Genomic DNA, 24301 nt, shown 5'->3' with positions numbered 1-24301 from the left:
GCCTCGGCGCGCAGTTCTTCGATGTGCTGGTCGATGGTCATCGTCGTCTCCGTGACTGATGTGACAGATGACGGCGGCAGGCAGGGCGGGGAGAGACAGGTCAAGGCGCGCATGCGACCGGCAGAGCCGGCGTGCGGAGGAACCAATTTTGTCGCAGCGTAGTGCAGCGAAGCGGAGAGAAAATCGGAGGGGCCGCGCGGCCTTGAGCTGGCTTTGCCCACCCGGCACACTGGCCCGGCCTGAGCTGACAGTTTTGGCTCTCGTGTGGCACCAGTCTTTCCCTTGCGTCCGGGTGCCAAGGGTGCTGTCGTGACGAGGCGCTATCGGTTCGACTGTGTCGAGTGCAGTGAAGATCATAGGGCGTTTGCGGAACTTCTGGGCGATGCCTATAGCAAACGCGTCCGCCCCCTCTGCCTCTGCCGGGATCCCGGAGTGGAAATGTACATCGCAGATGTCGGCGGACAGCTCGTCGTCAAGCGCATGCCGCTGACCGGTGGCCGCCATGATCCGGCTTGCCCATCCTACGAGCTGCCCTACGATCTGTCAGGACTGGGTCCATTGCTGGGCAGCGCGATCAAGCTGGACGGGGCAGACGGACTGGCGTCTTTGAAGCTGGATTTCGCGCTGACAAAGCGGGCAGCGACAGCACGTGCAGCGACCGCCTCGCTGGGCGCCAAAAGCGTTAAGATCAAGGGGAAGAAACTGTCGCTGCGCGCGCTCCTGCATTTCCTGTGGCATGAAAGCGGGCTGACGGAATGGACGGCAAACTGGAGCGGCAGGCGTCACTGGTGGCAGGTCTATCATCATTTGGTCGACGCGGCCGGCCACATGACAGTCAGAGGCGAGGCTCTTTCTGAGTGCCTATTGATACCCGAGCCCTTCAAGACCGAGGACAAGCTTGCGATCGAAGAGCGACGCTCCTACAAGCTCCGGCGCCTTTTCCAGCCATCAGCGGGATCAGGGCGGCTGATGATCCTTGTCGGCGAGGTCAAGGATTTCGGGGGGGCGCGAAATGGTCGACAGATCGTGATCAGGCATATGCCCGGGTTTCGTCTTCATCTCGAGGAGGAAACCTGGAAGAACGTTCAGCGCCGCTTCGAGCCGGAGCTCAAACTTTGGCAATCTGGCGAGACTTCGCATTTGATGATGATCGCGACAATTGCGAGCGGAGACGCTGGCATCCTTACCGTCAACGAAATCGCACTGATGAGCGTGAGCGAACAATGGCTGCCGATCGAGAGTGCCTACGAGCGACAGCTCGTCGAACGTCTGGCCCGCCTGCGGACAAAATCTGTGAAAGGTTTGCGCTTTGATCTTAGCCGCGGTCAGCCTTTTGCCAATGCGACCTTGCCTGAGATGAAGCCGCAGCCGGTCGCGCTTTATATCGTGCCGCCGTCGGCCGACGAGGCATTCGAAGAGGGGCTTAAGGAGATGCTCGTCGCAAGACCTGACCTCTCGGCATGGATCTGGCGAGTTGCAGATGGCGAGATGCCTTCGCTGCCGCTGCAGATCCAGGGGTGAATGCCGTCTGATGACCCGGACCTGGAATCCGTCGAAGCGGGGGTTCTGCAATGATCACCGCAGGGGCCGTGAAACGTTGCGAAGAGCGCTGGCCGGGTTCTCGTAAGTTCGAGGCGAAGGAGGCGGCGGGGCGCAGGGCGTTAGTCGGGAGCGACGCGACGATCGAGCCTCCGCCGGTAATAACCGGCTTCACAAAAGCAATCTGAACGGCGCGCTCAACAGGTGACATGGGAAATGCCCGCCCTGTTCGGGCGGGGCCTCATTCAGTGGCAGTGGCTCATTTGCGGGCGCTGCGCGACCAGATGAGCTGAAGTCCCTCCTGGCCCTGGACTTCGGCCAGCGTCGCGTAGATCGGTGCTGCAAACGATGGGTCGTCGAGCTTGACCGAGATGTAGTCGCGTTCACTCTCGCGGGCCTGCTTTTGCCACCCGGCGCCGAACTCGACCGTTCCGGCCAGTACCCGGAAGTCCGGGGCGTCTTCCGACGAGCGTTCGACGCGAACGATCTTGGCTTTGACATTGAGGTTGAGGGTCTTGATCGTGCCGGTGAAGCCGTCGCTGGAAGCGGTGAAAGAGCCGATGGTTGCCATTGCTGTCTTCCTTCTGTTGATCGGGCCGCGCCCATCGCGGTCTCGATGGCTGTCGATGAGACCGAAGACGGGCGGCGCGCATCTTCAAAGACCGCAACGAAGTGGAGGACGGCCTGGTCGAGGCTTTCTTGTCATCGCGAGGAATGACGGCCCTGGCCGGCAGGGGAAGAAAACGAGCCGGCCGTTGCGCCATGCCGAACGAGCCGAGCAAGGCGAGGCGGTCTTGGGTCAGACAAGCCTCATCGAGATCGCGCTGGAGCGCCCTGTCAAAACGGGGGACACAGCCAGGCAATCACCGAGAAACGCTCGCACGATGCCTTCGCTGCCCGATCGATCCGGCCGTAATTCAGGGCTCTACTTCATCGCATCAAACTTCGGGAGACTCTAGGTTTGACGGGTACTGCCTCTTTGTCGCGCTGGCGCTGCGGCAAGGACAGGATCCGCGTCACTTCGCACTGCGTCGATCTGCTCGTGTCGGCTGCTGTTCGTGCCGATAACACGATGCCACGGCTGAAGCAGCGGGTCGTGGACAACGCTTCCCGTGTTGCACACCGCCTGCCGGAGTGTGCGATGTGGCCGGCAAAATCACGGGCGTGGTTCTCCGAGGTCCTTGATTTAGAGCGAAGGAGACCGCGACCGACACGTAAGTTCGTCAGTAATCCGCCGGCGGCTCCGGGCCGGCATCCTCGCGGAAAACGAGGCACCAATAGGCGGCAGGTTTTCTCAGCTGTTCAGCTCACGTCATCGTCGAGTGATTCGAGACCGACATCGGTGGGGTCCGGCACGGTGTTTGCCAGGATATCTTGGATGCTCGCGCGTTGCTCGGCCGTCAGAGCAGTGTCGCGAAGAGTTCTTGCCACTATTGCATCAAGGCGCAATGCGGTCATCGAAAGTCTTGCTTCGGAACCGGGGCTGCCTGCGGTCACGACGGAGCGGGACCGTGCCGATGCAACGGATGTCTCGTCGTTGACCGCTTCTGCAATGACGACGGGCGCCGGGACGGGTTCGTCCACGACAGGTCCTTGCTCTTGCTGGAGATCGGTCGCTAGTTCCTCGCGATCTGCCACCATATCCGGCACGGTGGAGTTCGGCGGCAAATCGATTTCGGGGATCTCGACGCTGGCGTAGGTTCCATGGGCTGCAGCGCTTTTGAACGGCTCGACCGCGTGGTAGCGCAGTTTGCCTGCCAGGATCGGCTTTTGACCCTCGACGAGGAGAATTGCCCGATCTTCCGGCATCTGCCGGATCTCCTGCGGCATCATCAGGTCGCGTTCGCGGATCTGTTCGACCCTGGTTCGACGCGGAAGGCCGAGGCGCTCGATCGTGCGCGTTTCCGATTGGTAACGGATTGTCCGTTTGCCGAGCGAGCGCGAGGCGTATTCCGCTGTTGCCTGATCATTGGCACCGAGGATCAGTTGCAGGCCGCAGTTGCCAAGCAGTGAATGGCGGGTAGTTTCTCCGTAGATCTCATCGATGCTTTTCAGATCCTGGACGATGAAAGCCATCTTGATGTTGTAGCCTGCGATATAGGGGAGCTTGTTAAGAACTTCGTCCATGCGCTTTAGCTGCCGGAATTCGTCGAGCAGGAAATAGACCGGCACGGCATTCGGATCATGGTCGCGTGTCAGGAGATCCATCAGCTGCTGCACGAAGAGGGTCAGCAACGGTCGAAGGATGGTCATGTCGGTGATGTTGGGTGCAAGATAGATCGTCACCGGTCGGCGCTGGAGGGATACGATGTTCATGTCGGTGACGGCGGTCGCTGCGACAACGCGTTCGTTACGGAACGGCGCCAGCGCTTTCTGGATATCGAGGAGGGCGGAGCGGGCTGCCCGCTCATTGAGCGCGATGTATGCGTTGAAGCTGGAGACCGTGAAGCGCGACAGATCTTTCTCTTTCTCCTTGAGCGATTTCATCAGGACCTGCAGGTCCTCACCGGTGTTGAAGAAGGCGTTGACCTCGCCGAGATTGCGCCGGTTGCGATAATGCCGGCTCTCCAGGACATAACTGATGACGCCGGCAATTACCTGCTGCGCCAGTCCCTGCCAGACGGCATTATCGGATCCGGCGGACTCGGGGATGAGAATTGCCGCCATATTCTGGATGTCGATGGTCCTTTCGCCGCGATCGGCCCGCACGAAATCCAGCGGGTTCCAGCGATGGGTCCTCGACGCACCTGGCGAAAACAAGAAGACCTGGTTGCCTCTTGCCTTCCGGTAGGCGGCGGTGCGTTCGAATATTTCGCCTTTCAGGTCTGAGACGATCATCGAGCCTTTAAACATCAGGGCATTCGGGATCACGTAACCGACACCCTTTCCGGAGCGGGTCGGCCCAATGATCAGGTGGTGACGGTCGTCCTTGCGTCGAAGGATACGCCCGCCCAGTCGGCCGAAGATATGGCCGTCGCGACGAAACCAGCCGGCGCGTCGGAGTGAGGCAACGTCCTGGAAGGCGGCATCACCAAGCGGGTTCGATGTTCGTCTTATCCCAAAGGCGGCCGCCGCCGCCCCTGCGGCGACTGCAGGAAGCAATGCGGAAAGGGCTGCGACCTGCAACGACCTGTTATCTGCATAGGCAATGAACTGACGCATGGGGGCAAGCGGGTCCGTTGTCGTCATCAGCCTCAGGATCCGGCCATCCCTCCAGACGATTTGCAGGATAAGACTGTAACTCAGCATCCAGATGGCGACTGCGATCAGCAGGCAGAAACAGAAATAGGTAATGAGGTAAGAGCGGCTCATGTCGACTGTGGCGCATAGTGGATTTCGGAAACGCCGCGACGACCTCCGTCACGCCGAAGCTGGATGACGATCGGGATGACCATGCGGATATAGGACATCAGATCCTGCCTGGAGTAACCGGACGTCATGCCTGCCTGCATCATCATCATGGCGAGTTGCTCATAGGCGCCCATCGGCGTATCGGCATGCACGGTCGACATGCTACCGGGATGACCGGTATTGATGGCACGAAGGAACGCGAATGCCTCCGCACCGCGGATTTCGCCGACAAACAGCCTGTCGGGCCGCATGCGCAGTGCTGCCTCAAGCAGCGACTGGATCGTCACCTGAGCCGTGCCCTGATCGCCGCGAGAGGCGAGAAGATGAACGCGATTGCGCTGCGACGGTAAAAGCTCCCGTGTATCCTCGAGTGTCAGGATGCGCTCGTGTTCATCCACCGACTTCAGACAGGCATTCAGGAAGGTGGTCTTTCCGGTCGAGGTGCCGCCGCTGATCAGAATGGAGACGCGGCGCAGAATAGCGGTTTCGATAAAGTCGTGGATGGAGCCGGCCTGAAGCAGTGCCGTCAGGTGATGTTCAGTCTCGCTCGGACCACCGACAGTTACGCAAACCCTGTCCAGCCCGCCACTGTTCCGGTAGTCGGCGAGGCTCAGGTCGTTGATGACCTGCTTTCTGATCGAGAGTGCTCCGCCGTCGGGTGCTGCTGGCGGCAGTATGATCTGAATGCGTTCGCCGGACGGCAATGCAGCGCTCAACAAAGGATTGGCGCGGCTGATGAACTGGCTGCTGGCAGCCGCAACCCGCTCTCCGATATGCTCGATCTGCGCGCACGTCAGTGCCGGGATCGCGTGGAATTCCATTGCCGAGGCACCGAGACGTTCGACGAAGACCTCGCCAGGACGATTGACGGAAATCTCCATGACGGATGGATCGCCAAGAAAGTCTGCCAGCGGCGAAAGCGCGCGGCGCAGGAAGTAGTGTGGGTCGTTACCGGAAACGGTCCTGATTAAGGCCTCGCTCATGCTTGATTTCCTTCAGCGCTTCCTGGACCGGATCCGGATACATGGCGGAAAAGTCGAGGTCCTGGCGGACGTAGACGAAGATACGCTCGCCCTGGTGGACGCTGATCGTTGGCGGGATCTTGAGGTTTTCGGAAAGCGCCTGGTTGGCCATGTCGGAAAATGTCTGGGCAATTGTCTGCCGCGCGAGGTCGGCCGCCTCGCCCGACCGGGAATCCCCATCGCTGCCTGTGGCAAACTGGTTGCTGCCATATCCGGTCAGATAGGATGACCCTGCACCGACGACAGAGAGCAGGATCGCGGAGCCGAAGCGTTCGCGCCACTTGTTGTCAACCCGGCCGGTGAGGCCGGAACGTCCGAGACTGTCGGCTCCTATGCTGTTCAGCCGAACCGAGACCCCGTCATCGCGCAGCAAACGCGTCCAGATTATGAAAATCCGCTTTTGTCCGCGCGTGATATCCGACTGGTATTCGCCGATCAGACGCGTGCCGGTCGGGATCAGCACCCGGCGACCGTCGAAGGAATAGACATCCTGAGATGTGATGGCGCGGATTTGTCCCGGGAGATCGCTGTTTACAGCGGTCTCGAGAATGCCAGGGATAAGGGTTCCTTCGGGGATCAGCGCATCGATGCGGGCAATCTGGCGAGCCTTGGCCGATCGGTCGGCAATGGCGGATGCCGCAGCCAGATACTTGCTGTTGCGGTCCTCGCCGGCAACGATTGCTCCGCCGGCCTCGTTACTGTTCACCGATGCCGCATCGCTTGCCGTTGCCACGATGTCGGCGACGATCTGCTTTGACCGGTATCGTTCCGGGAACACATCCGCTTCGGAAGGAGCCGCGTCGACAGCCGGCGCTGGCGCCGGAGGGGGAGGGACATTGAACTCGCTCGCCTCGGGTTCGGGTGCGGGGGGCGGCGGTGGTGGCTCGGGGATCTGGATGATGTTGTCGGCCGGGGGTGCTACTTCCTTTTTCTCCTCGCGCAGGAATGACGGTGGCCTGAACGTCGTGGTGGAAAACTCCTCGTCTTCCTGCAGGGCATTTTGAGCCGGCTTTTGCGGCGAAAGAACGAAGACATAGGCAAGCGCTGCTCCGCCAAGCACAAGGGCAGTGCCGCCAAGCATGCGCTTTCCTCGAACGTGCCTGTCACGCACTTCGGCTTCATCGGCGGCAAGCATTGCTTCCAGTTCCGGAGAGCGCTGCATCAGTTGCCGCTCCTTCGACGAATGCTTGCCTTGTCCTCCGGGGAGGGTCCAAGGATTGCCGGATCCGGCCCGCCGAAGTCCGGTTGTCCCAAATTGAAAATACAGGTCCAGTCATTTCCATCGCGCAGCGTGTACTGGACCGCCGTGCCGTCAACGACGAGGTAGTCTGCTTCGCGCCGCATGTTGCGAAGCGTCTCACTGAAATCATCGTTGACGGCAAAGATTGCCGGCACCTTGGAACCGAACTTGAAGAAGGTCTTTTTGCCATCATCGAAGACCATCAGCGGCTTCAGGCCGGGATTGCCGGAGAACGAATAGTTTATGTTGACGTTGGCCTTGTCGATGCCTGAGATGTTCGGATAGGAGGCGCGGGCTTCTGCCTCTTTCAAGAGAGACCTGTTCAGGTCCCGGTCCGGGTAGACAAAGCGGATGCCGAAGACCTGTCTTTTGTCCTCGGGCGCAAAGTCGTCGAGCTCCAGATAATAGATCCTTTTCGTGGTCACGACGTTGAGGTTGGTCGCTACATTCCTTGCCTTCGGCTTGACGAAGAGAATATTGCCCTTGTCCGTCGGCACCACGTCCCAGCTTTCGGTGTCGCCAACAGCGATGGTCTCGAACGTCTCGTCCTCGTCGAAGATGATCATGGTCGAAATCCCGTAAGTGGCGGAGACCCGCACGACGTTTTCGGGCTGGTAGACGACACGGGTCACACGCGGATCAAGCCGGCCGGCGGATGGTGTCTCCGCACTTGCCAAAGGCAGGGCTTGCGCAAGAACGGCGAGAGCCGCGGCAATCATTCTATAGCCTCTCACTGGTTATTCTCCGTCACGGTTTCCTGGTCGCGCCGGTAGTCATAGACCTGAAAGCCGAGCGGATTTTCAAAGCGCCACTCATTGGTCGCAGGCGTATCGGTGTAGCGATAGCGCACCACGGCAATCCAATGGCGGGTGATGGTATCCGTGTCGGAAATTTCACTTGTCGAGAAACGGACGATCCCGGTCGAGCTGTTCGGAAACGTCACCGATGCAATTTCGGTCGTCACCTTCCTGTTCTTGCCAAAGACCCTTGCGGGATTCTTCGCATTGGCGGCGCTATAAAGCTCCTGCAGCTCGCGCGCGGCATCGCCGGTAGAAAGCAATGCGGCAACCCCGAAATTTTCTTCGATGGCGTAGGGATCATAACCCTCGCGGGAGCGGATGTAGCGAACGATGTTGGCCTGGGTGATCGCCTGCTTGTCGGTGAGACTGGCCGGCCGTGTCAGGCCACTCTTGACTTCGACATAGCCGGTATTCCTGTCGACCTCGACGATATAAGGCTCGAAGCTTTTGAGCGGGACGATGAGGACGAGCGCCGAAAGGGCAAGCACCGTAATGCCTGCGAAGACCGAGGTCACCAGCCAGGCAAGCGTTCGCGATCGCTTCGCCTTCTTGACGATTTCCTGTTCCCAGATGTCTCCGCTCTGGTAATAGGTGCGAAGATCAAGTTCTCTTTTGTCAGCCATCGTTCAAGCTCTTTGTGATCGTTCAGCCGGGAAGGCCCTGTCTGGAAATTTTTGTTTGCATGGCGTCACGCGCGCCGGAAGCAGCGGGATTATTATCGTTCGTGGTGAAGCGGCTTGAGAGTGAACGGCCAGCGCGATAGGCGCGCCTGGCGCCGCCTGTCGTTGCACCTGCTGCGTTGATCGGAAGTCGTAACCCAAGCAGGGCCGACGTTCTTGTTGCAGCGCTCCCGACGCCATAGGCGATACCGCCTGCGATCCCTTGCCCGATCGACTGGATGTAAAGCATCACGAATCCGCCGGCGAGACTGAGCAGCAGGAAGCCGGCAATGTCGGGAAGTGTCAGCGTGCGGGAATTGCTTGCTGCATCGATCTTCGTCAGCTCCGGGTCCATCGCGGAAATCAGGAAGGCAGCAATGACGTAGATGAAGAGCGGGATCAGCGCATAGGTCAGCACCTGGTTGAACCAGCCCATGCCGTAGGCCCGCGTCCGGTCAAACAGCAGGCAGGCGATGAAGATCGGAGCGGTGCCGATCAGGACCCAGAGCATGACCTTGGCAAGGATGAGGATGGCAAGCGCTATGGCGATGAAGATGCCAGCACCCGCCATGATCAGGATACCGATCATGCTTGGCAGGATGGAGAAATAGCCGGACTGTTCCGCAAACACCGATGCTGCTTCATTGGCGGTGTTCCAGATCTGCGACAGACCGTTTGTCGGCTCGGTAATCCCCGTGCCTGAGGCAGCCAGAATGGCGCGACCGGCATCCTCAGGCGTGTCGCTGAGCCAGCGATAGAAGAGATTGTCGAAATTTGCCCAGGAGCTGACAAGGGTGAGGATCAGCATCATCCTGACGAGCCTGCCAATGACCTCGCCGACGGAAAGTCGTGACGTGCCCATGACGAGCTGCAGACCGTACCAGGCGACGTAGGCCATGAACATGACACGAAGGAGCGGCATCAGTTCATCACCGACGACAGTATAGGCCTGCGCCGAAAAGCTCGATCCTGTCTCTTCAATGCGCTGAAGAAGGGCGCCGAGGAAGTCCTGCATTACCGGCTGTCCTTCCGGGCGGGATCGACAATACCGATCGCGTCAAACGCGGCCATTGGATCGTTGAGGCGGTGCATGGCGCCGCAATCGCTTCTTGGATCGGGGGCATAGGCAAGCGGGCCTGGCCGTTTGCACGGAGCGGACTTTTCCCTTGCGCTGCCGCAGCCCGTCAGGAAAACAGCGCAGGCTGCGGCAATGACCAAAAGCTTTTGGATCATTCTACTTGCCTAAGCTCAGAAGTTTCTTGGTGTTCGAAATATCGGTAAGCCGGCGCTGGTTTTCGGCCTGCAACGATGACACGGCGCCATTCATCACTCCGATCATCTCGTTAAGGGTCAGGCCGGATTGCACCTGCAACTGGGTGTTCTGGTCGATCGATCCCTTGATGTCCTCGGCCGCACCAATTTGCGCTCCAGCCTGCTGAAAAGCATTGCGGCGGGTCTTAAGTGCCGTCTGGGAGCCGTTGATGAGGGCTGAGACGCCAAGCACCGTGTTGACGAGCTGCTCATAGGATTTATCGCCGGAGAAGCCGCTTTCATCCTTTCCCGACAGGCTTTTGACGAGTTGCAGCCCGTTGACGAAGGTTGCTGCTGCTCTTGCGACATCACCGTTCAACGATCCGAAATTCGGCGCCCCCTGCTTCAGGATACCGTCAAGGGATGGGATCGATGAAGCACTGAAGCCGTTACCGACCGCGAGATCCTTCAAGGGGGCTGCCGTGCTACCGCGATCTCCGGTGACCGCCTTCAATGTGTCCTGGACGGTCGTCAGAATGTTCTTGTTGGTATCTAGGATCTTGTCCGTGGTCTCGGCGGTCTGCTTCGCCACCTGGTAGTTGGTCCTGTCAATGACCGGCACGTCGGCAAGGGCTGCCGGCGCAGAGGCAAGCAGGAGGCAAACGGCTACAAGTTCATGTCTCATTGCATCTTCTCCCGTCATTGAGGGTGCAGCAGGAGCTGCACCTGTTTCTCGTCGGATCTCTTCTCGACGCAAGCCCTGGCCTCGTCGCTCCACGTCAGGTTTTGTCGCGGATCACACAGTTGGATGGTGTCGTGGGATTGCCGGACCTCGCTGATTGATGATGACTGCGAGGAGCCCGAGAGGCTGGCGGCGGAAACGGCATTGCGGGAATTGATCAGCTCGGCCATTGCGGCCGTCAACTTGATGACATTATTCATCATCTCGAGGTTGGCGCTGCGCGCAGCGGAATTCTGATCGAAGCTTTCCAGCACGGTTCCAGGTGCTGCGGCGCTGAGCTGCCTGTACCAGCTCGACACGTCGCCAAGACTTGCCGATGTTGAAGCAGTCGTTCCCATGGCGAGCAACGTGGAGGAGCGCATGTTGGTGAAGGCGGTTTCGCCTCCACCAAAGTTCAGGGGGATTGCCGATTTGTCCGAGCCGCCAAACGCGGGCAGCCAAGCCTTGGTAATGAGACCGACATAGCCTTGTGTTTCCTTGAAGGGAGGAATACCGCCGTATTTGCTGACATTGCCAGGCCCTGAATTATAGGCGGCAAGCGCCAGGTTGACGTTGCCTCCAAAACCTTGAAGTTGGTCCTTGTAGTAGCGTGCGCCACCACGCAGGTTCTCTTCGATATTGTTGATATCGACGCCAAGGGCTGCGGCGGTCTCCGGCATGAGTTGGGCAAGGCCGGTCGCTCCGGCTGCTGACCTGGCACATGGATTAAAGCGGCTTTCCTGGTAGACCAGCGCGAGAAACTGGTTTTCGTCCACGTGCTCCTCACGGGCGATACGACGAACGAGGCCCGCGATTTCAGGATTTGCCTCAGCTGCGCCAACCGGATCATTTCGGCGTCCGGGCCGATACATGGAGCAGGTGACCGAGGTATTCATGATGTAGCGATTGTGCTCGATCTCTTCGAGATTGCCGGTTACCCGCTCGCGATGCTGACGCAGGCCAAGTTCAGAACGATCGATCGTCGGCACATCGGCTTTGGCAACGTCGAGTGCGGCAACGAAGCTTGCTGCCGCAAAGGTGATCACTGCCAAAGGCGACCTCGGTGCATCGCAGCCTCTCATGGCTGATCCTCCCAGCCACAGAAGCGGGCAAGCCAGGCTGCCGGAGCGCTGCCACGCTCAGTGCGCAGGCGCTCGCATTCCTCGATGGTTTCCTTGCGGCCGGATAAGACCTTGACGAGGTCCTGCATGAGGGTGAGGTCGAGCCTGGCAATGACGCTGTCATTGCCGTGCTTGATCAGGAACGTGCGCTTTTCAGGCGCGGTGGTGCGGATGAAATTGAATTCCTTTGCCGTCAGACCGAAGCGGCCGACATAGCTTTCTTCGTCAGCACGCGGGTTGGGGAAATGGATGTTGGTGGCAGACTGTTCGATCAGTGTGTGGGCAGCTGGCGAGCGCACGATATCGGCGGCTGATTGCGTGCCGAAGCCGACGATCCCGTTCAGCTTACGGATGGTCTTCATCTTGTCGACGATGAAGTCACAAAAGGTCTGATCCCTCAACAGGCGCCAGCCTTCATCCATGAAGATCATGACCGGCGTGCCGTCGAAGAGTTCTTCGAGGCGGTGATGAATGTACATCAGCGCCGGTGTGCGCACCTCGTCATTGTCAAGGATGCTCGTCATGTCGAACCCAAATATCCGACGGTCGCTGAACGACAGGACGTCTTGGCTTGCGTTGAACAGCCAGGCCTTTTCGCCGTCGATCCAGGGACGAAGCCTGGCATGAAGGTCGTTCTGCTCGGCACGTGATCGGCCGGTCAGAAGTCCGGCAAGGTTCGGCAAGGTTCGCTCTGCCGCAGGCTCTTCCATGAGCCGCAGGATGGCGCGCTCCAGTGTATCTTCTTCCTGCTGGTCGAACACTGCATCACGGTGATTGCGAAGCATCGCCTTCAGCAGCCGAAGCAGGAATTCCCGGTTTTGTCCGGTGTTTTCAAGCTGCAGTGGATTGAAACCTGTCGGGGTTCCCGGCGACAGGATCTCATAGGCACCATTCATCGCCCGAATGAAGATCTCTGCGCCACGATCCTTGTCGAAAAAGATGGCTCGAGGCGTGGGCCTGATCCGGAAAGCCTGTGCCATCAAAAAGGTGAGAGCCACGGTCTTGCCCGAACCGGTGGGGCCTGTGACCAGGAAGTGACCGGTATCACGCTGGTGAAAGTTGAACCAGTAGGGTGTCTGGCTCGTGGTCTCCAGGATGGTGACTGGACGACCCCAATGCACACCCAGCCTCTTGCCAGCGGCAAAATTGTGCATCGAGGAAAGCCCGGAGAAATTGGCACTCGAGAGTAGTGCGCGGCGCGCAATATAGGCGTGATTGCCGGGCAATTGTGCCCAGAAGGAAGCCTCCAGGTTCAGGTCCTCGCGCAACCAGTTGATGTTCATGTCTGTCAGACAGGCGCCGAGATCTGCGACTGACTTGTTGACCCCTGTCATGTCGCGCGACAGGCATAGCAGGGAGAGATGATGGAAACCGAAGACAGCTTCCTGGTTGAGCAGACTGTTCAAGGCGAAATCGACATCGGTTTCGACATCGCTGCCGGCCTCGTCGGATGCGCCGATCTGCCGTTTCAGCCTTGTGATCCTCTCCTGGGCGATTGGCTTGTCGACGAGCGTAAAGGACTGGGTGAGTATGAACTCGTGGTTCACCTGCAACAGCCCGTCGAGCATCCCGGGACCAGTGAAGGGCGGATATTCCTTGATGGAGAGCATGGCGCCAAAGCGGTCATCCTCCCTGATCGGTCCCTGCGCCTGCATGGTGCGCGTGGAAAAATGCAGCCTGGATGTCCCAAGGTAGGTTGCAAGACCCATGCGGGGAAGCCGCATCATCCGCGCAACGCCGCAAGTCAGGAGCGTGTTGAATAAGGCGGCTGGTTCTGAATAGGGCTCGCCGTCAATGCTTGAGATACCAAGGACTGTTGGGCCATATTTGCCGAGATCGCGAACGATATTGCCGACAAGCTCTTCCAACTCTCCAACTGCCTCGCGCAGGTATTCCTGCGACTTGCGGCCGGATGCCCGCCGGAGCATACGACGGGCGCGATCAGCGAGCGCCAGCGCGCCGTGCGTGTCGGACCTCAAAACAGTGAGATAGAGCTCGTTGGTGAACATGCGTTTGCCGGCAAGTGACGCGGCATAGCGCCGGTCGAGCTCTGTGAGGAACGGATCGTCAAACGCGCCATCAAGCGCGGTATCAAGCCGGCGGCGGACGACCGTTGACCAAAGGGAGAACCGACTTGACCCAAGCGCGCGGATCAAGGTGTTCTGCACGAGCGAGCGCATGTTGATCTCAGCCTGGTCCTCCGTCTGGAAGAAGAGCCCGTCCAGCTTGATCGTGCTCGTCAAGGTACCGTCTTCAAGACTGACGACGGTATCCGCCACATGCCTGACGTAGGGGATATGGCGAGCCATGGATCGTTCGCGTTGGCGGACCGAACCGAAGCCGAGTTCCTGGCTGATGACGGCAAGCATAGGTTATGGTCCATAGGAGTTGGTGCCCCAGAACGTCCTGTTCGGTGTTCTCGGGGTGAGACGGGTTATGACCTGCAGCACATCGAGAGCGCGTTGATCCCGACTGCACAGCGTGAAAAGAACGACAAAGGCAATCGGCGCGGTCAGCAGCGCCCATAGTTCATTGCTTATCAGCCAGGCGATGATTGTCAGCCCAATGACGATGACCGCGGCCATGTAAGGAACGCCCCAAACGGTTGGTGAGCGTGTCAGACCGATCACCAAGGGGGTGAGGTGAGGCTTATCGTCGTCGCTAGTCATGATCCTAGTTCCCGACGGTCGATATCAATTGGTCGACGATGGCAGGCGCCCCGAAGACGAGACCGATCCCAAGGACGACAGCACCGGCGGTGAACCAGCTCAGACGCCCCGCAAAGGCGAGGAAGCCGAGACCAATGACGGCGATGATGGCAACCAGCCGACCGAAGGGACCGGTGATGAAGTCGACGACCGCCTGTACCACTGTCTGCAAGGGAGCAAACGCCTGATTGGTCGCTTGCGCCAGTGCGGCGTCTGCAAAGGTCAACTGCACCAGGATAACTGCACACGTCATGGCTGTAGCTCGCGCAAAGACTTCTTGAAGATGAGACAGGACGGGCTTCATAACCTTCTCCTTCTGGTTCAGAACTGCATGACCCCGCCTTTGAATTGCGGTGGACGAGCGCCAATGATGGTGCGGCCGATGACGTCGGTTTCCCGTCCGGAACCGCCTTTTGTTGGCTCCGTGGTAAAGGTGAGACCGAGTTGGTGATTGATCACGGAGGCCACATAACGGACGGTCTCCGGATAGGCTGGGACCCTACCATTGTCGTGGATGGCCTTTGCACCAGCGTTGTATGCGGCAGCAGCAATGATCGGATTCCTGAACTCGTCGAGAAGGGCGCGCAGGTGGCGTATCCCGCCATCGATATTCTGGACGGGGTCGCAAACGTCGATGACGTTGAGGAGCCGTGCGGTGTCAGGCATCAGTTGCATTGGTCCCCGGGCACCCCCAGGACTGTTGCGAACCCTGTCAAAGCGGCTTTCAGTCCAGGCGATAGCGAGCGCCAAGTCAGGATTGACCTCGTACCTGCCGGCACGATCAACCACCAGGGCCTTGACGTCGTCAACAGACATCGACGATGGGCCACAGGGTGCGGGGGCAGAGGACGGAGCCCGAGTATGGACTGTTTTGGTTCTATCCGGACCTGCCGACTTGTCATGCTTCTCGATCGAGGGATCGACGTGAGCAGCAGCAGAAAGCGAACCAATATAGTTCAAAATGGAAGGGGCCCATAGGCGGTCGATTGCGGCGGTCGCCATGCCCGTCCGTGTTTGAGTGGCCCGCCCCTCGGTATCGGTAAAGGCAACGACTCCAGGTGCTGCTTGTCGGTTCACTTCACCCGCAGCGCCGGCTTTATCAGCAGTCTCGGTAGGTTGAGCCCAGGCCGTGACGGATTGCAGGGATGCGAGTGTGATCACAATAGGGATCCAGCTTTTGCGTGGCATGAAACTACCCCTGCGTTCAATGTAAAATGAAAACATATCAAAAATTGCTACTTGTCAATCCCGAAAATGAACTGTTATAGTTTGCAAACTGCCCCCGGCCCGATGTAAGGGGGATGGGATGGGAATAGCGGTTTTGGTTCATCAATCGAAAAACGTCGCGCTGCTGGCGGCAATGCTTGTGGTCCCATCGCAGGTCCCGGCTGCGGCCCCAGTCGACCGCGCCTACATCAAGTCACTTGAGGCCCCTGGAAAGACAGTTCTTGTGATCGAGTACTACGACGGAGCCAACACGGTGGCGTCTCGAAAGGGATATGCGTCTGCCGCCGGTTTTCGTGCGGTCTCTGCCCTTGACGTTCGCGTCGATAGCGAAACGACCCTGCACCTCTACGGTGTAGAGCCGTGCGAAGGCGAGATGGTAAACCGACGGGAAGGATTTTCCGGCAGCTGCTCGGACTTTGGGCGGCAGCATCTTCAGATTCTTCTCAAGTCGCCGAAGGTGATCCTCTGCCGGGCATTCGTTTCGGAGGAAAATGCGCCGCGGCAGGACGTTACCTGCTTCGGTTATTATTACTTCCCTGGCGTGCTCGACAGCATCGACAATTTTGAGGAACAGCTGCTTTCTATCGGCGCGCTCAGACTGGCAAAGAACCAGGACGGCTCCCCGATGCGGCCGGATCTTGTAGATGCCGAGAAAATCGGACGCCACGGCTATGGAATGTGGGCCGATCCGAGGACGCGGCCATGACAATCGCGAATTGTTTCGGAGACTTCAACTGTCGCGCCTGCGGCGCGATGTGGAACGTAACGGTGCCGCCACTAGGGGCGGTCGGTATGATGGTGGTCGTTACCATCACCACCGCGACTACCTCTCACAGCGCAGACGCGATCAACGCACAGCCATTGTCGTCGCGACAGCATTCGAGCTCACTCGAACTTGCCGGCAGGGCATCCGTCATCGATGGCCGCACGCTGCTCTTTCCCGAACATGGACTAAGGGTAACGCTCGCGGGCATCGACGGGTGCGACCTTGCGCAATGGGCATTCAATGGCGACGTGCGTAACGCAGCTGGCGATCGCCTGAAACCGGTGCCCTGCGGTGCCTTCGCAAAAGCCTGGCTGAAGAGGTCGATTGGAGCCCACGGCGTCGAATGCCGGATCGAGGGGAGAGGATATCTTCGCACCGGACGTTGTCGCGCCGGTAATCGTGACCTTGCTTTCGAGCTTTTGAGGGTTGGCTGGGCAAGAGTTGCGCCTTGGAACACCGGCGTTGCCGCGTACCGGCTGGCGCAAAGGCGCGCCATGGACGCCCGTTATGGCATGTGGGGGACGTATGTCCTCGACATGAACGAGTGGGGGCAGAAGGCCATCGATCGCACGGCCAGCCGACGGCCTATCGCCGATTATAATTTACTGCGCCAACGACGCGCTGAGATTTCACCGCCATTTGTTGATGCCAAGCGATTACCGAAACGCACCGACCGTTGATCGTTTACCGGAGACCGTTGAGATGAAGTCTACCCTCCTTTCCGTTCTACTGCTGTCGAGCGCCGTGAACCATGCAGCAGCCGATGAATGGGGCTGCGAAGTCCTTCTTTGCGCTGCCTTGTCTGATCCATCCTGGCATGACATTGCAGAATGCCGTCCCCCCATGAGCCGGTTGATTTCGGCCATGAAAAGGCCGGGCTTTTCCTGGCCGACATGTCCGGAGGGCGGTGCTGGAAAACCGGGTTTCGAGAAGTTTGAAGATTGTCCATCAGGCTGGTCACCAGCAGCTGGCGGATTCATGAGTGGACACCACCCGGGTGAGCTGTCGCAGTGCATTCGAAAAGGAAGCGACTGTTGGGAAGGCAGGATTGTCGGAGAAACGAGAGGCGGGCGTCTTTCAAGTGTGGAGCGAGGCGATGTCACCCGCGTTTATCACAGCCGCTGGCGATGTGATTATGTGGACTACATGGCGCGGCCCAGACGGGAAAAGCCCTACTACTTCGACATTGTCGATGATGGCAATGCCTCGTCCAGAAGGGTTTACTTCGACTTGAACTGACCTCCACCCGCGCTCAAGAGCTGGCCTCCATAATGGCAGGCTGGCGCTTCTCGGCCTTGAAAAAACCCAACTTGTTAGGTTAAATGACAATGGTCAGAGTTCTCCGCGAAGCTGGCATGCGTTTTGTTACACGGATGATCATGAACCGGCGCATGTGCATGTTTATGGAAACGCCGAGGTCAGAATCAATATTCTCCGCCTCACGGTATTATCGAACCGTAGAATGATGAAGCGGGACTTGGGTGTGGCCCTTGCGATTGTTCAAGCAAACCAGCGCCTGTTCACCGAGAAATGGGAGAGTATTCATGGGTGAGATTATCTTCGACGATCATCACTATCGAGACGCTACCCTGAAAAGGGCCGCAGAACGAGCCCATGCGCCGATCCCAGCGACGGTTCGCTTTGATGAAGCGTCCGGGCGTATCGTCGTTGATTTTACGAACGGTGCGGCTTTCATGTTGCCTGCCCGTTCGATACAAGGTCTTGAAAAGGCGACGGTTGCCCAGTTGGCCGAAGTCGAGCTTCTAGGCGAAACAGGTTTGCACTGGGAAAGTCTGGACGTGGACTTTACAATTTCGGGATTGATGAACGGCATTTTCGGAACTGCAAAGTTCCTGGACGCGCAGCGCCGAGGCGGTCAATCCCGATCTGCTGCGAAGATCGAGGCGAGCCGTGCCAACGGTGCAAAAGGCGGACGGCCCCGGAAGATCCGCTAGGTTGGCGGAGAAGTCCTGACTGTTCCAAGGGCGATTGGGTCCTGAAGCGAATGCATCTCCCAACCCGGTGTATGGAGGTTTGGTCTGGCCACGCCACAAATTTGAAGTTGTCATCACAACGACTTAATCAAACCGAGACCATAGCCGGGCATTGAGCTCCGCCTGGAACAGACCTGCCATAATCGACAGGGAGTGCTGCGCGTTATCGTTCAATACAACTCCGTCGCATCCATTCCGCTGTGACGCATTGGAACCTCACGCACAGGACGGGGTTTTGTTCGCAAGCCCGGAGCATCAACATGGCAGCTTCCAATTCCACGTCTCAGTCGAGTGTTTCAAGCCGCCTCGATCGCAATATCGAGGCGCTACTGTCCAGAAGGCGCGAGGAGGAGAGAAAGGCTTCGGCTCAGGACAGGGTTGCAGCAGCTATGACGCATTTTGCGGGTTCGATGACCTTCGTCTACATTAATGCCATCGTGTTCGGAAGCTGGATCCTGATCAATATCGGCGTTCTACCCTTCGTTCCCGCTTTCGACCCGTCGCTCGTCATCCTTGCCATGGTTGCCTCGGTCGAAGCGATATTCATCTCCACCTTCGTAATGATCAGTCAGAATCGGATGGCTGACGCCGACGACAAACGAGCCGACCTCAACCTTCAGATATCGCTACTGGCCGAGCATGAGGCGACTGAGGTTCTGACAATTGTGTCAGCGATTGCGGAAAAGCTCGGAGTGCAGCTTGAGCAAAAGGACGAGATCGAGGAACTGCAAGAGGACGTCACTCCGGAAGACGTGCTCGACACGATGGAGAAGATCTCAAACAGCACCGATGGGCCGTCCTGACGTTGAGATGAAATTCGATTGGCGTAGGGACAGATTTGTAGTGACCAGTCCGTCTGAAAGCGGCGGTCCTATTCAAACCTCTTGTAGCACGTGATTTGCCAGCATCTCGCTTGCGGTCTGCGGTTTGCCAAACAGGTATCCCTGGCCCGTCTCGCACCGCAGGTTTTGGAGCGCTTCCATCTCAGCCTCGCCTTCGATGCCTTCCGCAACGATCTCCAGGCCGAGACCATGGGCAATCGACACGATGCCCTTTACGATCTCCATGACGCCGGCGTCCCGCGTCAACCTGCGCACGAAGGACTGATCGATCTTGAGCTTGTCGAGCGGAAGGTCGGCGAGATAGCTCAGCGAGGAATATCCTGTTCCAAAATCGTCCAATGCCAGAGCGACGCCCGCAGCACGTAATGCGGCCATTTTTTCGGTGGAGCGCGCATTATTGTCGAGAAACGTCGATTCAGTCATTTCGATGCAGAGTCGGGATTTGGGCAGTCCGCTTGACGAAAGAGCCAGCCTCACTTCCGCTTCGACGTCTGAGCGTTCGAACTGGATCGGCGAGACGTTGACGGCGACTATGCCATAGGGCCACCTTGAAGCTTCGATACAAGCCTCCATGAGGACCCAGCGGCCAATTTCGCAGATCAGCCCTGATGTCTCGGCAATTGGCACGAACTCAGCTGGCGATATGAGGCCGAGCTCAGGGTGTCGCCACCGCAACAGGGCCTCCGCGCCAACAAATCTGCCGTTTGCAAGGTTGATCTGCGGTTGAAACAGCAGAAAGAACTGACGCCCTGCCATTGCTGTTCGCATGTCGGCTTCAAGGCGACGGGAACGTGCCTGAGCTTGGGCCGTGGCCGGGTCAAACATCGCCCAGCGCGTCGACCCTGCCTTGGCCTCATAAAGCGCGGATTCAGCGGCGCGCAAGGCCTCCTCCGGATCTGTCGGCCCCAGCGGTGCGGCTCCCAGTCGAACAGAGACATTCGTCCGCATATCGTTCGCGAAGAGGGGCTCGTCGAAAAGCGAAACGAGATGTTCAGCAACGACCGCTTTATCCTGGATTTCCTCGAGCCATGCGATCGCAAAAAGGTCACCGTCAATACGCGCAGGCACTGCCTCCACGTTTTCAGAAAGGCGGTTGGCGATTGCTCTGAGCATATTGTCACCGACAGCTCTTCCCAGTGTCGAGCAGATGCGAGAGAACCGATCGACGTCGAGGACCGCGACCATGCCATCGCACCCTTCGATACGCGCGAGAAACTCACGACGACTGAGGAGCCCGGTGAGCTGATCTTCTTCGGACAGCCGCTTCAGCCTGGCTTCGTAGCGCTTGCGGGTGGTGATGTCACGGATGATGATGCAGCCGCCAAATCTTTTTCCGGACTTCGAGATCGCGTCCTCGAGCGGCGAAAGAGTGATGATTGCTTCGTAGTCGAAATGGCTGTCTGCCTCATTTTCGGAAAACTGGACGGTCACTGAGCGAACCAAACCAGGACTTGCGGCAAACTGATGGACCAGTTCACCAAGGGCTCGGGAGACGCGCTCATTTGCGGCGGTGAGAAGATCGGCGCCAAGATCGGATTTCAGGATCGATCTTGCCGACTCGTTGACCTCCACAATCTTCAGGTCGTCGCCGAACGCCACGATCCCATCCGAACTATTGGAGATGATGCGGACCATCAGGCGCCGTGTATTGCTGGCGTTTGTCCTGGCGATAGCTGCGACTACCTGGCCGAGGTCGATGCGCTCGTTCAATGCAAGAACCCATGCGAGGGAGAGCAGCATCCACGGTACCGCGGTTCGGATCACGATCGCGAAGTCCCTCTGGAGAAGATATGCGGCGATCTCGCCGATCAATCCGAATGCTGCCAGCAAACCGCTCGTTCTTGTCATGCCGATGTAGCGAAAGGAAAGCAGGGCCGCGATGAGGCAGGTCGCCAGTAGAAGCTCGAGCGGTCGTTGATCGAATGTCTTGAGTGTGCGGCCCTGAAGCAGTGTTTCGGCCGCCAGGACGTGAATCAAAGGCCCAGCTAGCGCGCCGTAGACAGGGACGGGGAAAATGTCCTTGAGTTCGGTCGCCGAACCACCGACGACGACCGAGCGGCCGGCAAGCTCAGCGGCTCCGACCGTACGGTCAAGAACGTCCGACAGGGAGTAGGTTGGCACGCTTTGCGGGGTGATCGAGAAATCCACCAACTGGCTTTCGATCGCTGCCGAGGCGCCGCCAAGTGCGGCGGCCACGGATGGCGTGGGAATACCGTTATCAATGTCGCCAAGCGAGAACCGTCTGACCAATCCATCCAGGTCAAGTGAAACATTCGCGAAGGCCGGCCAGGATTTGTCGAGGAGTTGAGGGATAGGTCTTGATATCTCGGTTTCCGACGAATTTGCCGACGCTTGCTGGCGAAAAAGGGGAAGCAAGACGCCTCCGCCTGCGCGTTCCAGCGCAGCTGAAAGGAGCGCGTCTTCTTCGGCAGTGGAGGGCGTCGAAAAATCGATATCCAGCACGATGTCGCCAACCTTGGCAGACACGAGCCTGTCCAGCAACTCTCCATAAAGACCCCGCGGCCACGGCCATGTACCAACCTGATCGAGGCTACGTTTGTCGATCGCGACAAAAACGATCTTTCCGGAGGCAGCGCGGTCGGCCAAGGAAAACCGTTTTGCAATCAGCGCGTCGTCCAACTGTACGATTGGACGAAGGTCGGCGCAAAACGCCGCGACACCCAGCATCGCGGCTATGATGACGCAGCGAGATGCGGTCGCTTCAGCGAAACTGCTGGCAACCCGCAGTAAGTTCGCAGCTGCCTTCCTCACCGCCCCTTGCCATTCCCATTCCCGTTCCCTTTTCCGTTGCCGTTATTGCCGCCGCCCCCCTTGCCGTTTCCGTTGTTCCCGCTTCTGCCATGCCCATTGCCGTTGTTTCCGCTAGCGGAATTGCCATGGTTTCCGCTGTTAGAGTTGTTGCCCTTCGCGCCGTTGTTCCCGCCGTTTCCATGACCGGTGTCGCCGCTGTTTCCATTGCCATTGCCGCTGCCACGGGAACGATCCGATCTGTTGTTTCCATTGCTGGATCTATCACCGCCAATGCTGCTTCCGCCAAAGTGGCTCTTGCCGTTGGCAGCCTTAGATCCATCATCGGCCTTCGAAGGCCTATCATTGCTGATGGCCTGCTTCTCGCCCGCCAGTTTTTTGCTTCCCGCGGCCGGAAGCTTTGCTGCCGACGCCGGGACCGACGTGATCGAAGGTCTTGCTTCCTGCCCAGCGACACTCATACCAGTCTTGGCGCCGACGCTGGCGGACTGCTTCGGGCCGACATTTGCCTGCTGGCCGCTGGCAAAGGAGGTAACCTGAACGAGACCTCGGTCGACCTTGACGGATGCCGCCGTCTTGCTGACGGAGACGTGGAAGATCGTCCCTTTTACCACGGCTGCGAGGAAGGGTGTCTGGACTGTTGTGTGCGGTTGGCTCCGCTTCTCGATTTCCAGCTCGAGCGACCCAATCTGTTGCTTGATTTCCGTCTTGCGCGGCGACAAGAAGCCTGACGTCGTCGTGATGGACGCAGTTGTGTTCGGTTGAAATTCGATCCTCTCGACACCGCGAACCAACAGCGCCCGTCCCCGGGTACCTGTGGTAATCGATGCGTGGTTCGGCAAGACGTCTCCGGCATGCAAATCGATCCACTTGGCGTCCCCGAGTGAATATCGAACCTCTTTTGTGGCTTTGGCTACCCGCCAGTCATCATTTGCAGCAAACGAAGACACCGGTACGAGTAAAAATGCGAGAACGATAAAACGGAAACAAGCGAACATGATCTTCCCCTCTGATCTGACGAAGACATCATGGGGTTGTTAAGAATGGCTATAGATCGTCGGCGAAGTTTTCCAGCGTACGGTAACGGACGGAGGTTGCAGTTGGACAGCGTTTTCGAAAACCACTCGCGCAACGCGGCACTCTAGCGGCCTGATCTTTCCCATTAGCGTTTTCGCTTCCTTTGCAGCAGTTCTCGTTCCTGAACACCAAAAAGACGCGATCTGCCGTCGAACTGGTGGTGACGTTCACCGCTATGCACTTAGCGTACGCTGGCGTACGGGATCATTTATTGAACTCTAATTTACCGACGTTAGTATCCATTCTGTCTTCCGTGCTCGGGAGGCAATCGAAAGTCCCAAGCGTGGAGATCATGATAGGTTCAAGGTCATTGCGGGGAGCGCCGCTTCGTCGATTTCGTACTTGTCTACGATGGTGCGAAAAGTCAGCGCGGGGCAGCCTGCTGCCTCGACAACACCGCTGACTTGGTGGGCCCGGCGCGAGGGGCATGGCGCCGGGCCGCATCTATTCTTAGCATCAACCGACTTTGCTCGCCGTCTGGCGCGCGTTGATAAGGTCGGTTACTTCTGTCTTTTTCAGACAGACCAGGTTCTTTGCAACGGCTTGAGAACGTAGAACTGGGAAGCGAATGCCACGCGCTGACGATATCACTGGTCAAAGATACGGCCGCCTGATCGGACTTCGTCCAGATTGCGTAGCTGGTCGTCACAAACGCTGGATCTTTCGCTGCGATTGCGGAAACGAGCGTTCGATGTTCCTCTCTGCAGTAAAGAAGGGAGACAGCAAAAGTTGTGGATGCTTGCGCGCAGAACGTAACCGCGAGCGATCCTTGGTCCATGGGCACTCGGTCGGCTACAAACTCACGCCGACGAGACGTGCATATACGCAGGCTAAGAGCCGATGCAGAAATAAGTCGGATCCGTTGTACGAAAAGTTCGGGGGCGCAGGCATCAAGATGTGCGCGCGCTGGGCCGACAGCTTTTCAGCTTTCCTTGAAGACATGGGCGAGCGCCCTGACGGTACAGTGCTTGACCGTCTCGAAAAGACTGGCGACTTCGAGCCCGCCAACTGCATGTGGGCTTCCAAACGCAAGCCTGCGGCTTACGAGGACATTTTGGTGAGGTCGCGGGGTTCCGATATCTCTGTTTTGGAGCTGGCAAAGGTCCACCAGGTCAATGTTAAGCAGCTCTGGACCCGCATCAAGTTTCTAGAAGAAGACGCCGATGAAGCGATCAGACGAATAAAGCAAGTGCAGTGACCGACGTCGTACCGCC

The 24301-nt window shown here is 58.4% G+C and carries 24 protein-coding genes; 8 read left to right on the top strand and 16 right to left on the bottom strand.

Features of this window, described 5'->3' with window-relative positions; translation table 11 throughout:
* Window positions 1–264: 264 nt before the first annotated feature.
* The gene (locus FHT77_RS28935; protein ID WP_312859789.1) at window positions 265–1521 is read left to right on the top strand and encodes a DUF1173 domain-containing protein; all 1257 of its coding nucleotides are present in this window, start codon (window positions 265–267) and stop codon (window positions 1519–1521) included.
* Between the two features lie 277 nt (window positions 1522–1798).
* Here FHT77_RS28935 and FHT77_RS28930 read toward each other — a convergent pair whose 3' ends face one another.
* The 14 genes from FHT77_RS28930 to FHT77_RS31780 form a co-directional block, all read right to left on the bottom strand.
* A complete protein-coding gene (locus FHT77_RS28930) occupies window positions 1799–2110 on the bottom strand; it encodes a DUF736 domain-containing protein (protein ID WP_183758810.1) in 312 nt (103 codons plus the stop codon).
* Between the two features lie 731 nt (window positions 2111–2841).
* Complete coding sequence (locus tag FHT77_RS28925; protein ID WP_183758808.1) at window positions 2842–4851, bottom strand: type IV secretory system conjugative DNA transfer family protein; 2010 nt, start codon at window positions 4849–4851, stop codon at window positions 2842–2844.
* The gene (gene virB11 / locus FHT77_RS28920; protein ID WP_183758806.1) at window positions 4848–5873 is read right to left on the bottom strand and encodes a P-type DNA transfer ATPase VirB11; all 1026 of its coding nucleotides are present in this window, start codon (window positions 5871–5873) and stop codon (window positions 4848–4850) included. Before virB11 ends, FHT77_RS28925 begins: the two co-directional genes overlap by 4 nt.
* Entirely contained in the window at window positions 5839–7074 is a 1236-nt protein-coding gene (virB10, locus tag FHT77_RS28915; RefSeq protein WP_183758804.1) for a type IV secretion system protein VirB10, read from the bottom strand. Before virB10 ends, virB11 begins: the two co-directional genes overlap by 35 nt.
* The gene (locus tag FHT77_RS28910) at window positions 7074–7886 is read right to left on the bottom strand and encodes a TrbG/VirB9 family P-type conjugative transfer protein (RefSeq protein WP_405049338.1); all 813 of its coding nucleotides are present in this window, start codon (window positions 7884–7886) and stop codon (window positions 7074–7076) included. The genes virB10 and FHT77_RS28910 overlap by 1 nt, the downstream gene beginning before the upstream one ends.
* Window positions 7883–8575, bottom strand: coding sequence for a virB8 family protein (locus FHT77_RS28905; protein WP_183758802.1), 693 nt, complete (start codon window positions 8573–8575; stop codon window positions 7883–7885). The genes FHT77_RS28910 and FHT77_RS28905 overlap by 4 nt, the downstream gene beginning before the upstream one ends.
* Window positions 8576–8597: 22 nt before the next feature.
* On the bottom strand, window positions 8598–9626 hold the full coding sequence (locus FHT77_RS28900) for a type IV secretion system protein (protein WP_183758800.1): 1029 nt from the start codon (window positions 9624–9626) through the stop codon (window positions 8598–8600).
* The gene (locus FHT77_RS28895) at window positions 9626–9844 is read right to left on the bottom strand and encodes a hypothetical protein (RefSeq protein WP_183758798.1); all 219 of its coding nucleotides are present in this window, start codon (window positions 9842–9844) and stop codon (window positions 9626–9628) included. Before FHT77_RS28895 ends, FHT77_RS28900 begins: the two co-directional genes overlap by 1 nt.
* Before the next feature lies 1 nt (window position 9845).
* Window positions 9846–10547, bottom strand: coding sequence for a type IV secretion system protein (locus FHT77_RS28890; RefSeq protein ID WP_183758796.1), 702 nt, complete (start codon window positions 10545–10547; stop codon window positions 9846–9848).
* Between the two features lie 14 nt (window positions 10548–10561).
* A complete protein-coding gene (locus tag FHT77_RS28885) occupies window positions 10562–11665 on the bottom strand; it encodes a lytic transglycosylase domain-containing protein (RefSeq protein ID WP_183758794.1) in 1104 nt (367 codons plus the stop codon).
* The gene (locus FHT77_RS28880; RefSeq protein ID WP_183758792.1) at window positions 11662–14073 is read right to left on the bottom strand and encodes a VirB4 family type IV secretion/conjugal transfer ATPase; all 2412 of its coding nucleotides are present in this window, start codon (window positions 14071–14073) and stop codon (window positions 11662–11664) included. Before FHT77_RS28880 ends, FHT77_RS28885 begins: the two co-directional genes overlap by 4 nt.
* Window positions 14074–14076: 3 nt before the next feature.
* A complete protein-coding gene (locus tag FHT77_RS28875; RefSeq protein WP_183758790.1) occupies window positions 14077–14373 on the bottom strand; it encodes a type IV secretion system protein VirB3 in 297 nt (98 codons plus the stop codon).
* Window positions 14374–14377: 4 nt separating this feature from the next.
* Entirely contained in the window at window positions 14378–14716 is a 339-nt protein-coding gene (locus FHT77_RS28870) for a TrbC/VirB2 family protein (RefSeq protein ID WP_183758789.1), read from the bottom strand.
* 17 nt (window positions 14717–14733) lie between these two features.
* A complete protein-coding gene (locus tag FHT77_RS31780) occupies window positions 14734–15600 on the bottom strand; it encodes a lytic transglycosylase domain-containing protein (RefSeq protein WP_246720215.1) in 867 nt (288 codons plus the stop codon).
* Window positions 15601–15772: 172 nt separating this feature from the next.
* Here FHT77_RS31780 and FHT77_RS28860 point away from each other — a divergent pair, with 172 nt between their 5' ends.
* The 6 genes from FHT77_RS28860 (at window position 15773) to FHT77_RS28835 (ending at window position 19202) form a co-directional block, all read left to right on the top strand.
* Window positions 15773–16345 (top strand): hypothetical protein, encoded by a 573-nt coding sequence (locus FHT77_RS28860; protein ID WP_183758822.1) that lies wholly within the window; start codon window positions 15773–15775, stop codon window positions 16343–16345.
* Complete coding sequence (locus tag FHT77_RS28855; RefSeq protein ID WP_183758787.1) at window positions 16342–17085, top strand: thermonuclease family protein; 744 nt, start codon at window positions 16342–16344, stop codon at window positions 17083–17085. The genes FHT77_RS28860 and FHT77_RS28855 overlap by 4 nt, the downstream gene beginning before the upstream one ends.
* 22 nt (window positions 17086–17107) lie before the next feature.
* Window positions 17108–17644 carry a hypothetical protein gene (locus FHT77_RS28850; protein WP_183758785.1) on the top strand — a complete coding sequence of 179 codons (537 nt, stop codon included), beginning with the start codon at window positions 17108–17110 and terminating at the stop codon, window positions 17642–17644.
* A gap of 154 nt (window positions 17645–17798) precedes the next feature.
* On the top strand, window positions 17799–17957 hold the full coding sequence (locus FHT77_RS32145; protein ID WP_259186635.1) for a DUF4160 domain-containing protein: 159 nt from the start codon (window positions 17799–17801) through the stop codon (window positions 17955–17957).
* Window positions 17950–18360 (top strand): DUF2442 domain-containing protein, encoded by a 411-nt coding sequence (locus FHT77_RS28840; protein WP_183758783.1) that lies wholly within the window; start codon window positions 17950–17952, stop codon window positions 18358–18360. Before FHT77_RS32145 ends, FHT77_RS28840 begins: the two co-directional genes overlap by 8 nt.
* A 299-nt stretch (window positions 18361–18659) precedes the next feature.
* The gene (locus FHT77_RS28835; RefSeq protein ID WP_183758781.1) at window positions 18660–19202 is read left to right on the top strand and encodes a DUF1003 domain-containing protein; all 543 of its coding nucleotides are present in this window, start codon (window positions 18660–18662) and stop codon (window positions 19200–19202) included.
* A gap of 72 nt (window positions 19203–19274) precedes the next feature.
* Here FHT77_RS28835 and FHT77_RS28830 read toward each other — a convergent pair whose 3' ends face one another.
* Complete coding sequence (locus FHT77_RS28830; protein ID WP_183758820.1) at window positions 19275–21929, bottom strand: EAL domain-containing protein; 2655 nt, start codon at window positions 21927–21929, stop codon at window positions 19275–19277.
* An 80-nt stretch (window positions 21930–22009) separates the two neighbouring features.
* Window positions 22010–23008 carry a FecR domain-containing protein gene (locus FHT77_RS28825; RefSeq protein ID WP_183758779.1) on the bottom strand — a complete coding sequence of 333 codons (999 nt, stop codon included), beginning with the start codon at window positions 23006–23008 and terminating at the stop codon, window positions 22010–22012.
* A 770-nt stretch (window positions 23009–23778) separates the two neighbouring features.
* Here FHT77_RS28825 and FHT77_RS31775 point away from each other — a divergent pair.
* Complete coding sequence (locus tag FHT77_RS31775) at window positions 23779–24285, top strand: hypothetical protein (protein WP_246720214.1); 507 nt, start codon at window positions 23779–23781, stop codon at window positions 24283–24285.
* Window positions 24286–24301: the final 16 nt, after the last annotated feature.

This window comes from Rhizobium sp. BK181 (assembly GCF_014193305.1).
Lineage (GTDB): Bacteria > Pseudomonadota > Alphaproteobacteria > Rhizobiales > Rhizobiaceae > Rhizobium.
The sequence above is the reverse complement of the archived record's forward strand: the minus strand, read 5'-3'. Positions and strand labels throughout refer to the sequence as shown.

Coding starts and splice junctions, on each gene's coding strand:
- FHT77_RS28870 (WP_183758789.1), bottom strand. CDS start 14,716: ATGAAGCCCGTCCTGTCTCATCTTCAAGAAGTCTTTGCGCGAGCTACA.
- virB10 (WP_183758804.1), bottom strand. CDS start 7,074: ATGCAGCGCTCTCCGGAACTGGAAGCAATGCTTGCCGCCGATGAAGCC.
- FHT77_RS28885 (WP_183758794.1), bottom strand. CDS start 11,665: ATGAGAGGCTGCGATGCACCGAGGTCGCCTTTGGCAGTGATCACCTTT.
- FHT77_RS28905 (WP_183758802.1), bottom strand. CDS start 8,575: ATGGCTGACAAAAGAGAACTTGATCTTCGCACCTATTACCAGAGCGGA.
- FHT77_RS28890 (WP_183758796.1), bottom strand. CDS start 10,547: ATGAGACATGAACTTGTAGCCGTTTGCCTCCTGCTTGCCTCTGCGCCG.
- FHT77_RS28855 (WP_183758787.1), top strand. CDS start 16,342: ATGACAATCGCGAATTGTTTCGGAGACTTCAACTGTCGCGCCTGCGGC.
- FHT77_RS28860 (WP_183758822.1), top strand. CDS start 15,773: ATGCTTGTGGTCCCATCGCAGGTCCCGGCTGCGGCCCCAGTCGACCGC.
- FHT77_RS28835 (WP_183758781.1), top strand. CDS start 18,660: ATGGCAGCTTCCAATTCCACGTCTCAGTCGAGTGTTTCAAGCCGCCTC.
- FHT77_RS28925 (WP_183758808.1), bottom strand. CDS start 4,851: ATGAGCCGCTCTTACCTCATTACCTATTTCTGTTTCTGCCTGCTGATC.
- FHT77_RS28895 (WP_183758798.1), bottom strand. CDS start 9,844: ATGATCCAAAAGCTTTTGGTCATTGCCGCAGCCTGCGCTGTTTTCCTG.
- virB11 (WP_183758806.1), bottom strand. CDS start 5,873: ATGAGCGAGGCCTTAATCAGGACCGTTTCCGGTAACGACCCACACTAC.
- FHT77_RS28875 (WP_183758790.1), bottom strand. CDS start 14,373: ATGACTAGCGACGACGATAAGCCTCACCTCACCCCCTTGGTGATCGGT.
- FHT77_RS28840 (WP_183758783.1), top strand. CDS start 17,950: ATGGGTGAGATTATCTTCGACGATCATCACTATCGAGACGCTACCCTG.
- FHT77_RS28900 (WP_183758800.1), bottom strand. CDS start 9,626: ATGCAGGACTTCCTCGGCGCCCTTCTTCAGCGCATTGAAGAGACAGGA.
- FHT77_RS31780 (WP_246720215.1), bottom strand. CDS start 15,600: ATGCCACGCAAAAGCTGGATCCCTATTGTGATCACACTCGCATCCCTG.
- FHT77_RS28850 (WP_183758785.1), top strand. CDS start 17,108: ATGAAGTCTACCCTCCTTTCCGTTCTACTGCTGTCGAGCGCCGTGAAC.
- FHT77_RS28830 (WP_183758820.1), bottom strand. CDS start 21,929: ATGCTGGGTGTCGCGGCGTTTTGCGCCGACCTTCGTCCAATCGTACAG.
- FHT77_RS31775 (WP_246720214.1), top strand. CDS start 23,779: ATGTTCCTCTCTGCAGTAAAGAAGGGAGACAGCAAAAGTTGTGGATGC.
- FHT77_RS28825 (WP_183758779.1), bottom strand. CDS start 23,008: ATGTTCGCTTGTTTCCGTTTTATCGTTCTCGCATTTTTACTCGTACCG.
- FHT77_RS28880 (WP_183758792.1), bottom strand. CDS start 14,073: ATGCTTGCCGTCATCAGCCAGGAACTCGGCTTCGGTTCGGTCCGCCAA.
- FHT77_RS28930 (WP_183758810.1), bottom strand. CDS start 2,110: ATGGCAACCATCGGCTCTTTCACCGCTTCCAGCGACGGCTTCACCGGC.